Annotated in this window: 13 protein-coding genes; 1 reads left to right on the top strand and 12 read right to left on the bottom strand. The window is 67.1% G+C overall.

Annotated elements, in window-relative coordinates; genetic code table 11:
- Window positions 1-2 precede the first annotated feature (2 nt).
- The 10 genes from ACZ6ZD_RS21755 to ACZ6ZD_RS21800 form a co-directional block, all read right to left on the bottom strand.
- Window positions 3-1,406 carry an ATP-binding protein gene (locus tag ACZ6ZD_RS21755; protein ID WP_465674807.1) on the bottom strand — a complete coding sequence of 468 codons (1,404 nt, stop codon included), beginning with the start codon at window positions 1,404-1,406 and terminating at the stop codon, window positions 3-5.
- A complete protein-coding gene (locus ACZ6ZD_RS21760) occupies window positions 1,406-2,821 on the bottom strand; it encodes an SCO6880 family protein (RefSeq protein ID WP_465674809.1) in 1,416 nt (471 codons plus the stop codon). The genes ACZ6ZD_RS21755 and ACZ6ZD_RS21760 overlap by 1 nt, the downstream gene beginning before the upstream one ends.
- Window positions 2,818-4,041, bottom strand: coding sequence for a hypothetical protein (locus tag ACZ6ZD_RS21765; protein ID WP_465674811.1), 1,224 nt, complete (start codon window positions 4,039-4,041; stop codon window positions 2,818-2,820). The genes ACZ6ZD_RS21760 and ACZ6ZD_RS21765 overlap by 4 nt, the downstream gene beginning before the upstream one ends.
- A 5-nt stretch (window positions 4,042-4,046) precedes the next feature.
- The gene (locus tag ACZ6ZD_RS21770) at window positions 4,047-4,337 is read right to left on the bottom strand and encodes a DUF6112 family protein (RefSeq protein ID WP_465674813.1); all 291 of its coding nucleotides are present in this window, start codon (window positions 4,335-4,337) and stop codon (window positions 4,047-4,049) included.
- A gap of 21 nt (window positions 4,338-4,358) precedes the next feature.
- Window positions 4,359-4,928: a CHAP domain-containing protein gene (locus ACZ6ZD_RS21775; protein WP_465674815.1), complete on the bottom strand. Its 570-nt coding sequence runs from the start codon at window positions 4,926-4,928 to the stop codon at window positions 4,359-4,361.
- A complete protein-coding gene (locus ACZ6ZD_RS21780) occupies window positions 4,925-5,713 on the bottom strand; it encodes a hypothetical protein (protein WP_465674816.1) in 789 nt (262 codons plus the stop codon). The genes ACZ6ZD_RS21775 and ACZ6ZD_RS21780 overlap by 4 nt, the downstream gene beginning before the upstream one ends.
- Before the next feature lie 38 nt (window positions 5,714-5,751).
- Window positions 5,752-6,474: a hypothetical protein gene (locus tag ACZ6ZD_RS21785; protein WP_465674818.1), complete on the bottom strand. Its 723-nt coding sequence runs from the start codon at window positions 6,472-6,474 to the stop codon at window positions 5,752-5,754.
- Between the two features lie 111 nt (window positions 6,475-6,585).
- Entirely contained in the window at window positions 6,586-7,647 is a 1,062-nt protein-coding gene (locus ACZ6ZD_RS21790; protein ID WP_465674820.1) for a toprim domain-containing protein, read from the bottom strand.
- A gap of 3 nt (window positions 7,648-7,650) precedes the next feature.
- Window positions 7,651-8,550 (bottom strand): hypothetical protein, encoded by a 900-nt coding sequence (locus ACZ6ZD_RS21795; RefSeq protein WP_465674822.1) that lies wholly within the window; start codon window positions 8,548-8,550, stop codon window positions 7,651-7,653.
- Between the two features lie 88 nt (window positions 8,551-8,638).
- Entirely contained in the window at window positions 8,639-8,914 is a 276-nt protein-coding gene (locus ACZ6ZD_RS21800; RefSeq protein ID WP_465674824.1) for a hypothetical protein, read from the bottom strand.
- A 1,132-nt stretch (window positions 8,915-10,046) separates the two neighbouring features.
- On the opposite strand from ACZ6ZD_RS21800, the gene ACZ6ZD_RS21805 reads away from it, so the two are divergent.
- Window positions 10,047-11,168, top strand: coding sequence for a hypothetical protein (locus ACZ6ZD_RS21805; RefSeq protein ID WP_465674825.1), 1,122 nt, complete (start codon window positions 10,047-10,049; stop codon window positions 11,166-11,168).
- Window positions 11,169-11,675: 507 nt separating this feature from the next.
- On the opposite strand, the gene ACZ6ZD_RS21810 is transcribed toward ACZ6ZD_RS21805, so the two are convergent.
- Both ACZ6ZD_RS21810 and ACZ6ZD_RS21815 read right to left on the bottom strand, forming a co-directional pair.
- A complete protein-coding gene (locus ACZ6ZD_RS21810; RefSeq protein ID WP_465674827.1) occupies window positions 11,676-11,960 on the bottom strand; it encodes a hypothetical protein in 285 nt (94 codons plus the stop codon).
- Window positions 11,961-12,479: 519 nt separating this feature from the next.
- Entirely contained in the window at window positions 12,480-13,409 is a 930-nt protein-coding gene (locus tag ACZ6ZD_RS21815; protein WP_465674829.1) for a helix-turn-helix transcriptional regulator, read from the bottom strand.
- Between the last annotated feature and the right edge of the window lie 83 nt (window positions 13,410-13,492).

The following is a 13,492-nucleotide window of genomic DNA, read 5'->3' on the forward strand; positions in this document are numbered from 1 at the left end:
GGTCACATCCGGGCGTCGGTGTCGAAGAGCTGGACCTCGCGGGCGTGCCGGACGAGCTGGACGACGAACGACCGACTCGGGAGCCGCCACAGTGCCCGGCCTTTCGGGAGCTTGGCGATGGTCGCGATCTCGACATCGGTGAGGCCGAGGAGACTGGCGGTCCGGGCGAGTTGGTCGGATTCTTGGCGGAGCATGATCCGGGTCGAACAATCCGCCAACAGTCCCTCAGCGAGAGCGCGGGCTTCGGAGCCGACGTCACCAACGGCGGCGAGGTCGGACAGCCGATGCACGATGAGAATGTTGGACACACCCCAGGCCCTCGAAAGCTTCCACTGTTCCTGCATCCGCCGCAGCAGCGCGGGATCGCGCATCACGCGCCAACCCTCGTCGTAGACGATGAACCGGTTCCCGCCGGCCGGATCGGCGACCGCGGCCTCGAGCCAGGACGACGCGCAGGCGAGGGTGAGGCGGAGTGCTTGGTCGTTGCCGCCGCTGCTCAGCCAGGACGAGTCGAGGGTGACCATCGGCAGGGCCGGGTCGAACTCGGTGGTCGACGGCCCGTCGAACATCCCGGACAGGTCGCCGTGGACCAGGCGTCGGATGGCGTGGGCGACTTCACGTCCGTCGGCGACCAGCGCCGCGCTCCGCAGCCCGGCGCGGTCGGCGCGGGCGGAGTCCGGGGTGAAGAGCGCGACCACGACGTCCGGGATCGTCGGCTCACCGGTCTGGGCGCACGCGGTTTCGAGGGCCAGGTCGAGAGCGGTGTGCTCGATCGCGGCGAGCGGCCGGCCGAGCGTCGACTCGGCGAGGGTGCCGAGGAGAGCACGGCGCCGGGACCAGACGACCCGCGTCCATTCGTCATCGTCGACGCTGCTCGGTTGGCGACCGGCGTCCAGCGGGTTCAGGCGGGTCGGCAGGCCGGGGCCGAGCTTGATCGTCGAGCCGCCCACGGCCTCGGCGACCGACGTCCACTCGCCTTTCGGGTCACAGGGCACGTAGGCCTTGTGGCCGAGGGCGAGTGAGCGGGTGATGAGGGCTTTAGCGGTGGTGGACTTTCCACTGCCGATAACGCCGGCCAGCAGGACGTTGGGGTTAGTGATGACGCGGTTCTGGTAGAGCACCCACGGGTCGTAGACGAACGATCCGCCGGAGAAGACGTCCGAGCCGATGTAGGTGCCGTCGGCACCGAGTCCGCCTTCAGCCAGGAACGGGTACGCGGCCTGCAGGACGCGGGTGGTGGCGCGGTGTTTGTCGACCAGGAGCTTCGGCGTCCGCCCGGCCGTCGATTCCAGCACCTCGGTGGTGCCGCGGTGGGCCGCGCGGGTGGCGCGTCGGGCGCGGTTGGCTCGTTGGGTGGCGCGGTCGACGCCGTCGGGTTCGTAGTAGGCCGATTGTTGTTGTTTCATCAGAGTCCAATCCCGAACGGGAGCGCGGCGGCCATGAACCCGTCGAGTTGCTGGCCGACGAGGCGGCGGACGTCGAGCAGGGCTTGGGTGGCGGCGATTTCGATCTCCATGCAGGCGTCGTCGAGGGCTTGTTCGGTGTCGCCGGACACGACGATCAGGCCGAGCCACCGGACGTCGCCGTGCCCGGCGGCCAGGTCGCGTTCGCGTTGTGCGACGTCGGCGTCGAGTTGGCGGTCTTCTTCGGTTTCGAGCTGGCCGATCTTGGCGCGGGTCGCTCGGTCGGTGACGCGTTCGACCTGGTGCCGGCGGGCGTCACGGAGGGCTTTGGACATGGGGATGGGTTGGAGGACGAGGGTGAAGGTGCGGCGGATGCCGGGTTTGAGGAGCAGCGGGCTGAGGAATGACGGGCTCGCTCGGACGCGCGGCCATTCGGTGATCACGTAGACGCGGTGGAAAGAGGAGTCCGTGCGGAGCTGGTCCCAGTCCTCGTCGACCGCCAAAGGTCCGGCGTCCGACGCGTCCAGCGCCTGTGGTGACGGGATGGTTCGGGTGGCGGCCGGGTCGAATGCCACGCGCAGGCTCATCGCGAGTTCCTGGGCGTTGAGCCAGCAACCGGCGACGCCGGCCGCTGCGAGCGAGGTCTGGAACGCGCGGGCTTCGGACTCTAGGACTGCGGTGGCGCCGAGGATGCCGCCGCCGTGCTTGCGGACCTCCCGCCCGGCCGCATCCAAGTCGATGGCCAGGCTGAATAGGGTCTCGTGCCGCGCGGCCGCCGGTGCCGCCTGGCGGAGCAGGTCGGTGTAGATCGCGCCGGACGGTGAGTTCGGGTCGACGTGACGTTGGTTGGCCCAGGCGGTGAGTTCGTCGCCGGGATCGGGCAGGGTCCGTTCGAGAATCTGTGCGCGGGCGATGCGGTTGCTCTGGCACAGGCCGGCGATCAGCTGCCCGTAGGCGGTGACGCGGCGGTCTTGCTCGTCGGTGTTCTGCAACAGATGCGCCGGGCCTTCAATCTTCGCTACCGCAATCAGCCGGCGCCGTCGCGGATCATGCACGACGCCGATGCCGGCGCTCGTGGTCAGCATCCGCAACACCCCGCCGCCGCCCGGCAACTGCAGACGGCCGTGCCGGCGCGGCTCCACGACATCCGCCCGGTACGAGCGCCGCCGTACCAGATGCGTCAGGCGCAGGAGCAGCCACCGATACAGCGGGACCTCGTCGGCGCGTAGAAGCCCGACGGCCAGGCAACCCGCGGCGGCCGAGAGAGCGGCCATCATGGGGGCTGTCGGCAACTGGTTCACGAACGCGAGGGTCGTGATGACGACCGCGGCCAGGATCAAACCGACCTGCACAGGGCGCAGGCCGAGGAGGACGGCGTTGCGTTCCGGGCGTGGGAATCGGGTCGACAGCGCACTCATCGCGATCCACCGCCGTCCGTGTCGGAGCCGCCCGCGGTGTCGGACTGCTGGGTCGGTTCCTGCGCGCTGACCGAGACCTGGCTCGTGGACACTGCGGTCGCCGAGCTCCCACCGCTGTCGTGATCGCTCCCGGACGCCGCCGGCGCCGGGACGCTATGGTCGACCACGACCACCTCTGCGCCCGGTGACACCGTCAGCCCGGTCTGCTCGTCCGACGACTTGTCGCCGTCCGCCGTATCGCCCACGACGGCCGCCGACTCGCCACCACCGCCGGTGGAGCCGCCGAAGTGGTGCGCCGCCCAGCCGTAGCCCTGTTCCGCGCGCTGCTTGAGCGACGTCGCACCGACTGCGCCCTGCTGGAACAGCTGCGCTGCGGCGCCGGCATGGTCACCGGCCCAGTGGACGAACGAGAACGTCGCCAACGGGGCGAACGCAGCCATCGCGAACAGCAAGATCCCGGTCAGGAACGTCCCGATGCTGGTGTCGCCGTCCACGGTCGCGTTGCCGGTGGCCGACAGGCCGAGGGTGAAGATCATCGCCATCGCGATCTTGGAGAACAACAACGCGGCGACGATCTCGATCCAGCGCCGCAGCCAATGCCTGGTCGCCGACCAGGTCCAGCTGATCATCGCGATCGGCGCGAACACCACGAACGCGACGATCGCGACCTCGCGGATCAGCATCACGAAATACAGCGACAACACGGCCAGCAGACCGAGCGTGACGGCGGTCATCATGCTGCCGCCCAGCGTCGGCCAGGCCATGTCGGCCGTCAAGGTGACCATGCTCTTGAGGGACTCGACCGCGGACGGCGTCCCCTGCAGGATCCCGCCGGAAATCTGATCTATCACGCGGCCGAGCGCGGCCACGACCGCGACCGCCAGCGGGACGCCGGCCGTGCCGACCAACGCACCGACGACCGCGTGACCGAGGCGTCCGGGCTCTCGGCGGACGAGCGCGGACAGGCACTGGAAGACGAACATCGCCACCAGGATCGGCAGCGAGATCGCGACCATCAGGCCGAGGTTCTCGCGCCACCACGCCTGATCGAACTGCGGTGACGTGCTCTCGCTGAACGCGGTGAACACGTACGTCGTCAGATCGGACATGCCCTTGGCCATCCACTGCACGAAGCCCTGCCACATCGACTCCGTCGCCGTCTCCGCGGCACCCGCGGCCACGCAGGCGCTCGGGTTCACCAAACACTGAAGCCAGTCCATGCCGGTCAGGCGATCTGGATGCCGCTGAAGAAGCGGATGATCCCGTTGGCCGAACTGATCAAGATCGCCGCACCGACCGCGACCAGGCACCCGAACTTGCCCTTGCTGGCGTAGCCGGCGTTGCCGTTGATGCTGCCCATCCCCCACGCCGCGGCGGAGATGACGAACACCGCGACACAGACCGCGAGACCGAAGGGCAGTAGCGCGCCGATCATGTGCCGAAGCGCCGGCAGGCCGGGCAGCCCGTCGGTGTTCGGTTTGATGCCGGGATCGGCAGTAATGAGAAGGCTGAGCACGAGAGGGAATCCTTCACTGATTCAGGGAGTGGAGTAGATCGGAGGGGACCAGCCGAGATACCGCGAGCCCCACTGGGCCTCGATCCGCTCGAACGGGACCCGGTAGACGCCGCCTTCGCCGGCGAAGCGGTCGCCGATGTCGTTGGACACGATCTGACCGCCGCCGATGTAGACCGCGACATGACCGAAGACACCGCCGGTGTCCCAAAACAGCAGCGCCCCGACCGGTGGACTCCGGTCGCCGCGGCGGGCCTGACCGGTCTCGACCATGTGGCGCCACTGGACGGCGGCCGAGTAGTAGCCCGACCGCGGGCGGCCCCAGATGTTCGCGGCCAGCCGGGCGCACAGCTGGTAGTAGCCGTGACCGCCGACCAGCCGCAGCGCCCGCGCCACCGCGGCGTCCGCGCCCGGCAAGGCCTCGGTGTCCGGTCCGGCCGGTGGTGGTGTTGTGGTGCAGCCGGGCGGGGGCGGTTCGGTGGGTGTTGCGATGCAGATGTCGGTGCCGCTGGAGTGGGCGGCGACCGCCAGGGGTGCGACGAGGCCAAGCGCGCTGGCGAGCAGGGCGCCCGCCAGCGTCAGCTTGACGATCATGACGAGATTTCGCCCGACCCGGACCAGAAGCTGCAGATCGACGTGCACACCACACTGACCGACGCGCGCCGCTCGATCACCGTCGACTTGTCGCCCGCGACCACGGACTGCTTACCGCGCAGGATGAACGCGCGCCAGCCCGCCGGCAGGCCCTGACGCAGGCGCAGGCTCTCGAGCTCCGGCGTGGTCGTGGCGGTGACCTCGAACACCGCCCCGCGGGCCTTCTGGATCGACAACTGATCGAACTCGGCCCACGTCGGCAACAGACTCCGTGCGACCGCGATCCCGCCCGGAGCGTTCCCCGCGAAGGTGCTCACGCCATCGCGCCAGTCGGAGTAGTCGTGCCGTGTCGTGTCGTAGGTCCAGATCACCTTCGCGAACGCCAACGCGTAAGCGTGCGGGTCCTTCGTGGCCGGCCGCTTCCACTCATCAAGCTGCCTCCCGCTCAGGTCGACGGTGCTGCCCGGCTCGCGCGAGCCGGCCGGGTAGGGCGGGTTCGAACCCGCGCCCGACGAACGCTCGCCGCAGCCGGCCAGCACCACCACCAGGGCGACGCCGAGGGCGATAGCGGTCGGAATCACGATCTTGGACCGGATCGGATGCTTCACGTTGCTTCTCTTTCTCTTGGGGACCTCGGTACGCCGCAGCCACGCGAACCCGGCCGACGCCAACGGCGGCGGCAGGATGCGCAGCGCGGACAAGACATGCAGGTTGAACCTGAGCTGCGCGCGGTAGTACCGAGCGAGCCAGTTGTGGCGGGGTACGTGAGAGGAGTTGTGCGTCATGCCCGGACTCAACGGATCAGCCCAGGAGACTTTTCTGGTCAGGCGGCTCTGAGCTGCCCCACATCGACAGTCCGGCGGTGGCCGAGGCGCCCGCCTCGCCCGAAAAACCGCAGGTCACGCCCCGACGCGGCCCAGATCCAGCGCCGTACGTCGGGATCGTCGAAAACTTTGCTCGGTGGCTGCCCGCTCGCCAGGCGAGCCAGCGCTGACGGACGTCCGGCACCGCCGCGGAGCAGCCAGCTGAACGCTTCTGCCTGCTCCCCTGTCGCACCGACTCGACGCAGCCGCAGCACCATTGCCGCCCGGTAGTACGGCGGGCCGTCGGCCGCCGTACGCACTAGATCGCGAGCGGTTGCCGGGCGCATCCCACGACGCTCGAGCTCTTCCACGATCCGGTCGAGGTGGTGACCCAGCCGCGGCGTCACGACCTCGTCCTCGGGGAACTCAGGCCACAGCGTCAGTTTGTGCCGACGCGCCAGCTCACTGCGCAGCATGTCGGTCAGCCGCCATCGCACGAGGTTGCCGAGGTAACCCCACGAGATACCGCGGGCCGGCGGCGCCACCGCCAGTTCGCGGCATCGCTCCCAGGCGATCAGCCGGGCCAGCTGCTCGGCCTCGTCACTGCCCAACGCCGTCCGCAACCGGCTCGACATCGGCGCCACGATCCGCTCCTCGATCCCCTCGGCCAACCGCCTGGACGGACCCTCCGCCCAACCCGAATCAGCCGCAGCGGCGATGAGTACCTCCAACTCCTCGTTCATGAGTCACTCCATCCCGGGGAAGGAGAAGCGGATCGCTCCGGCTCCTCTCGTCGTACTGCCGTGCCACCAATCTGCTGCCGCCGGACCGGACTCAACACCTCGTTTACGGATTCAAGGAGTCCTTGAATCCGGGGGCTCCGGATTCAAGGAGTCGTCATTTCCGCGGTCCCGGCCGCCGCGCGGACGGCGTCCGTGATCAGGCAGCGCAGGCGATACCACCTCGCGCGTCACGACCGCCGCTTCGATGTCCAGCCGCTCGGACAACCGGGTGATCTGCTGGGCGACCTGCGTGGCCGGCAGCCGCCGTATGAACGGCACCATCGCCCGCAGAGCGTTGACCTGACCGCTCAGGTGGTCCAGGACGCGGTCCCACTTCGCGAGCTCGACGTCGATCGCGAACTCCGGGAGCGGAACCGCCGAGGCCAAGGAGTCGCGTAGGCGTCCAGGCGCCGCCTGGAACAGCGAGGCAACATCGTGCCCTTCCGGCAACGTCGCTGCCTGCACACTCCCGAAGACCTGATCAAGCGCATCCAAGCTGCGCACCGCTCCCAGCCGACCGCCCAGATCGGGGTCGAAGGCCACCACGATCTTGTCGACCATCGACCACTTCCTGATCGTCGATGCCTGCTGCAACGACACCGCCGTCCCGCACGTCGAGATTCCGGCCCAGCCGCGGCCGAGTTGATCCACGGCATAGGCGTCCATCGCGCCCTCGACCAGAACCGGCGTCGCACCGGCCCGCAGCTTCCCGCGCTGCGCCGCCATCCCGATCGTCGCCTCCGACTTGCGATACAACCCGGTGTTCGCGGTGTTCAGGTAGCGCACCCGACCGCTCCGCGAACGCCCGGAGAACCCGACGACATCCAGGTTGGCGTTCTCGGCAGCGAACATGATCCGATCGCGGAAGCGGTCGACCAGATAGCCGTTCATCGACGGCACCGCCAGACCCACCCCGATCAGGCTCTCGTCAGAGAACCCCGACGACCGGAGGTGATCGGTCAGCGACGTCCAGGCGTCCGGCGCGTAACCGACCGCCCAGAACTGATCCTCGAGCGCCGCACCCAGACCGCGTCCCCGTAGATGGGCCGCCGCCCAGCCGTTCGGCCGGCTCAGCAACTGACGCCGATAGAACGCCTGGGCCCGCAGATGCAACTCCACCGCGATGGGCCTCACGACTCATCCCAGCCCGAGGCCGGACTCCGACGGGTCGACCTCCGTGGTCTGCAGGCGTCCGCTCCCCTCTTCGGAGACCCTGTACGTCACCACCGATCTGCTTCCCGAAAGAAGGTCACGCAAGGCGTCTGTCGCACCGCCACGTCGCATCGCCTCCGCGATCCCCATCGACATCTCGACCCCGTACATCCGGGAGAAGAAGAGGCCGAGATCGCACACGTATCCGGCCGCCCGTAGACGATCCGACGCGCTCGCAGCCGCGACCACGATGACCTTGCTCGTGCAGCTGAATCGTCGGAGCAGCCGCGCCTGCGCCGTCGACAAACCACCACCGCAAACCGGGACACCCGCCCACTGCGACTCCGACTCGCGGCTCAGCTTCGTCACCGCAATCGCATCCACCGGATCGTCGACGATCACCGGAACCGCGCCCTGCGCGAACAGATCCAGCTGCTCCTCGATCCCCGCCAACACATTCGTCGGCCGATGAAGCACCCCAGCCGGCGTCGCCGACCGAGCCCGTCCATCCGGCCCGATCCCGACGAAACCCACCGGCGACAACCGATCATCTCGTGTCACGAGCATCAACCGGTCGCGATGCCGATCGACCGGATCCCCATCCGGTGTCCACTCGACCAGCCCGGCTTTCACCAACGTCCCATAGTCGAACCCCTTGGCGCGGAGATGTTCAGTCAGTCCGGTCCAGGTGTCATTGGCGTACCCGACCTTCCAGTCCGAGCTGATAGTGAGTACCTCTTCCACACCTCGAGACCTCAGATACTCAACCGGCCAACCGTCCCGAATCCTCAGCAACTCACGTCGATAGAACTGCGCCGCCGCCTTGTTTGCCTCAAGCAACGGCCGCCTCTCCTCGGCAGACAACCTGTAACCAGACTCGTTCACCAGACCTCCACTCAGCTGTCGTGCATCGACAGCTACGAAGGTCAATCCGGCACAGCGCCGACAGAACCCCGATCACGAAATCAAGGAGTCACGGAACGTCGATCCCCCGTCGCTCCTCCAGCTCGTCCTCGTACGCCGAAACGTCGGGCTTCCGGGTCGGCCCGGGGCGCCGCGGCCAAGCCGACCGCACAACCGCCTCGTCGTCCGTCCAGTCGAACCGCAACCCCTCAGACCGCGCGAGCTGGGCACCCGCCGAGTCGATCGCCGCGTCAAGCAACTCGATCAACCGACCGATCGTCCAACTGGTCGGCCCACGAACCTCGTCTGGTGCATCCTTCTCGTCCATGAACTCGACGATCGACACCCGACCACCCCGGGCAGAACCCCGAATACGAATTCAAGGAGGTCGGTCAGAACGTCAGAGTCCAGGTCCGAGATCCCAGGTCGGGATCATCAGGTCGCCGGCCCCACGGGCGACCTGAGCTCTGTTGGGCCGAGCCGTCGTCAAGTGTCGATCGACGCCGTCGGCAACACGGTTGGCCACGTTGACCGCGCGGCTACCCAACGTCGCGACGAGTCGGGCCGAAGGTTGCGTCCCGAGTACCGCAACACTCGTACGGACCCGCTCCGACGAGACTCCATCGACCAAACAGCCGTACCGCGCTAGCAAGATGTAAGAAGCAGCCTCCGCCTCGAGTTCCAGCAACCCGTGACAAGCCCAACCTCTAGAGACCTTGTGCATGCGTAAATGCGCGACCTCGTGAGCGACCCTCGCCAGCGCTCCGCGGGCATCGAGTGCCGAACTCACTACGATCTGACGCCGGCGACCGTCGATCCAAGATCCTGCCTCGCGATCAAGCGCATGGTCCCATCGCACCTCATAGCCCAACTCACCAGCCACTCCCATCACGGCAGGCAGCAGCTCCCGCGCCTCCACCCTCGATGCCTCAACGATCGATGGCAACGCCACATCCCGGCCGTCCGTCTGGCTAACGTCCCAGACCATCTCGACACCACGAATCCCAATCTCAGACCGACTCGCCCTGATCGATCTCGGAGCAACGATGCGGATACCGGTCTGACCTCGTAAAACCTGACGGCCGCGGCGATGCCACACGTCGCGCTCACCTACCCAGGTTGCCCCAGGCAGCTGCAAACGGATCAAGATGACGTTCTTGAACGAGTGACCGTGCAGCACCGACGACGCATCCAGCCAACCCACCCACCGGCCCGCCGACAACCTCCGACCGACCTCAGCCTCGAAAACCCTCCGCAGATCATCGTCACTGACTCGAAGCCGACTCATCACACCTCCCGTTGTCCCTGTCGCAGGAATCAACGGATCGGCCGGCAGGACTCTGCAAACGTCACGCGGTGCCAGCATTGAGCCAGAGAACCTGGACTCCGTTCCAGGCGTGACGCTCCGACTCGGACTGCTCCCATGACGTCGCTTCGAGATGATGGTTCGTTCGACCCTCAGGACACCCGGGAGAACCGTGTCAGACTTCCTCACCTACCTTTGGTTCCTCCTAGGAATGGCCCTCATAACTGGCTACTTCCTCGGCGCTTTCGTGATGCTGTACCTACCCGCAGTCTTCGCGCTCATCCCACATGAACCGGCTATCGGCCCCGGCCCGGTCCGACAGGGAGACCCGTGGCAAGACCATCTACGGCACTGGCTTCGACTGGCAGGAGCGACCGGGCTGACAGCTCTGCTGATTGCCACCCTCATCGCGAGCGCGCTGGATGGATCGGTGCCCCGCTCGATCGCGATCACCATGGGCACCGAACTAGTGGTGTTCGGCCTTGCCGCAGCGATATACGCGTTCTTCGCCCTCCGGCGGATCAAGCGCACCGAGCTGCGATGGCTCAGCGCTCATTCCGTACCGGGTCTTGATCTCCACAATCTCGCCCGTTCACGCGTACTCGCCAACCTAACGGGAGCCACCTTCATAGCCTGCAACCTATTCCCGGTCGTATGGATGGTCGCATTGATTTGGGACCCCTCGCATCGCACGCCAGCCGCCTTCGCCGCCGGCGCCATCGCTCTGCTAGTGCTCGGCTGCCTCTACCTGCTTCAGGCGTTGATCATCGGCCCACTCAACCCGACCGACGCCCTACTCCGTGTCCTAGGACGCGCATGCACGGCCGACGAGGAACCGACGAGTCGATTCCCCCACGCCGGACGTCGAGCCGATCCCACCCGCAACACTCCGCAGGACATCTTCGACGCCGGCCTCAGCCCACAACACTCGGCCTTGCTACGAGCGCAGGTCCTACTGCGCGCCGTCCTCTGGCGCAGATTCCGACGGTGGCCGTGGCTCGACCGCACCGCCATCCTCCGGAGTACAGAACCGCTCTTCACCGACCTGACCCGGCTGGCCACCTCAGGCCTCCCGGCGTCCGCCATCAACTCGGACATCGCCATCACTCGAATCGTCCAGCTCGCCGTCCTGGGAAACCTCGATGTCCTTGGCCCTGATCGACTGCCACTCTCAGACCTCGCTGACCACCGCGCCTGGACCCTCCGGCGCCCCCACCTCACCACCAACAAGGCCATTGCGGGAGCCACCGCGATAGGAGTGCTACTCGTCACCTTCAAGGACCTCGTGACCTGACTGACGTGGCAATACTTCTGAGCAAGAGCCCCAGCGCCTCGCCACCTCGCCGCAACTCGTCGCTGGCCACGACCGCCAGGATCTCTCCACCGACCGTTATTACTGCTGGGCGCTCAACAGCGTCCAAAGTCAGGTCGATTCTCCGTAGGAGACGCCGCAAGCCGGTCATCGAGAAATTCGGCAACGTCTGCTTGTCCGCGCCGTTCTGTCTCACCATCGCGTCGAACTTGCGCGGTCCGGCCGGGGTCCGGACGACCGAGCCGCGGTTCGTGACCCACGCCTTGAGTCAGCGACCTGTGCCTACGTATCGCGTATCGGCCTAGTGCATGACCGCCCCTGCCGCAGCCGACGCCATCTCCGTTTCTTTCGCCAAGCTCTCAACACCCGCGAACGCCTTGTCATCGGCTGCTTGCGGAGCCGCCGTTAACCTGAATGACCTGGCCGGTGGTGAGGCCGACCTTCTCAGATGCCAGGAAGTGCAGGAGCCCGACTACGTCGCCTTCGCTCTCAGAGGTCAGCCATCTGCTCGACCTCCGAGAACGAAGGTTCGAAGACTCCCGCAACGTGATTCCCCGGGGTGAGCCGTCCCGACGGCTCACCCACCACCGGACGGGCGCTGCACCCGTACATCCCGACAAGCCAGTGATAGTGGCCGACCACTCGTCCGGCGGAGCCCAGCCGGATGATGCTGCCGCCCCTCTGGTTCACGCTGTTTCGTAGCTGGCTGACGAGCGTGACGACCATGAACAGCTCACCCACCATAGCCCGACCGTCCAGCACGAGATGGCTCACCAGCACGTGGGTATGGAGTAGATCCCAGGCTCTGTGTCTGCCCCTCTCGGCGGGCGAGGTGATTGTGCCCGGCAATGGCGATGGCTACATCGCGCGATACGGCGACATGAATGAACTCCATTCAAGATCTGGTGGTATCGGTCATTCCGGAGCCAACGGGAGGAGGTCCAGGAGGGTCAGTTCGCAGCGGGCGCGGTCTTCGGCGAGGTCTCGAAGGCCCTTTCGGACGGCGCTTCGGGCCAGCCGCCGTTCCCCGTGCCGACCGCCCGCCGCTGCTGTGCCGCTTGACCCTGCACAGCCCGGAGCCCGGCTGGATCGCCGCCGACGAGACAATCCCGTGCCTCCGGGTCCGGCGTTGCCGTCACGAGCTCCGCTCAGCGCTGATTCACCACTGGACCGAGCAACGCCCCGACCCAGCCTCGTGCGCCAGCGCCAAGACCTGCACAACCTGCGGCGAACAAGAACGTTCGACCCAGCACGACTTCCACAGATACGCCGGCGACCAACTGCCGGCGCTGCCTACTCCCCCGCCAGCTCGGCCCCACCTACGAGGCCTGATCCCCCAGCATGGCGAGATTTCACCGGCGATGCAGGCAGCGGGCCGGTGCGGTTGGTTCGCGGCCCCCAGCTTGCCAGGAGTTGCAGTGCCTCCGCGGACGGCGTGCCTGGCTCGGCGTGGTAGGTGGTCAAACAGAGGCCGGGTTCGCCAGGGAGCATCAAGGATTCCTGAAACAGGGTCATCTCGCCCACCAGCCGGTGCCGCAGCAGTTGGTAGCCGCCCGTCTTCGCCTTCACCTCATGTTTGGCCCACAGGCGTCGGAACGACTCGCTGTTCATCGAGAGATCGGCGACAAGCGCCTCGAGTGCCGGGTCGTCGGGAAATCGGCCGACGTCCATCCTGAGCAGGGCGACGACGTCGGACGCTTTGCTGTTCCAGTCGACGAAGAGCTCCCGGTAGGCGGGCGCCAGGAAGATCAGCCGAGCCCAGTTCCGCTCTCGCGGCTTCAAGTCGCTCCAGTCACCGAACAAGACCTCAGCCTGCTGGTTCCACGCCAGGAGATCGGCCCGCGGGCCGCCCACGTAGGCGGGTACGCCGACGCTGTCGAGCAAGAACCGCACTGACGGTCGAACGTGCGGCTGCATGGGCTGGGCTCGATCGCGGGGTCCACGGAGCACGAGATCACGTAGGTGCGCTCGTTCGGCATCATCCAGGCGCAGGGCCACGGAAATCGCATCCAGCACTTCGGGCGAGACATTGCGGGCGCGGCCCTGTTCCAATTGCGTGTAGTAGGCAACGGAAACGCCTGCCAGCTGTGCGACCTCCTCCCGACGGAGACCAGGAACTCGCCGACGGCGTCCGTACTGCTGCAGGCCCGCGTCGTCGGGTGAGATCCGTGACCGACGGCTGCGCAGGAACCTGCTCACCTCAGCGCTCGCCTCCGCTTCCATACCTCCAGTATCTCCGATACGTACCCCCTCATCCTGTTGCTGCCAGTAGTAGGAACGGCGAACGTACGAGAATCAGCGATCTT

The organism is Kribbella sp. NPDC104218 (assembly GCF_055584105.1).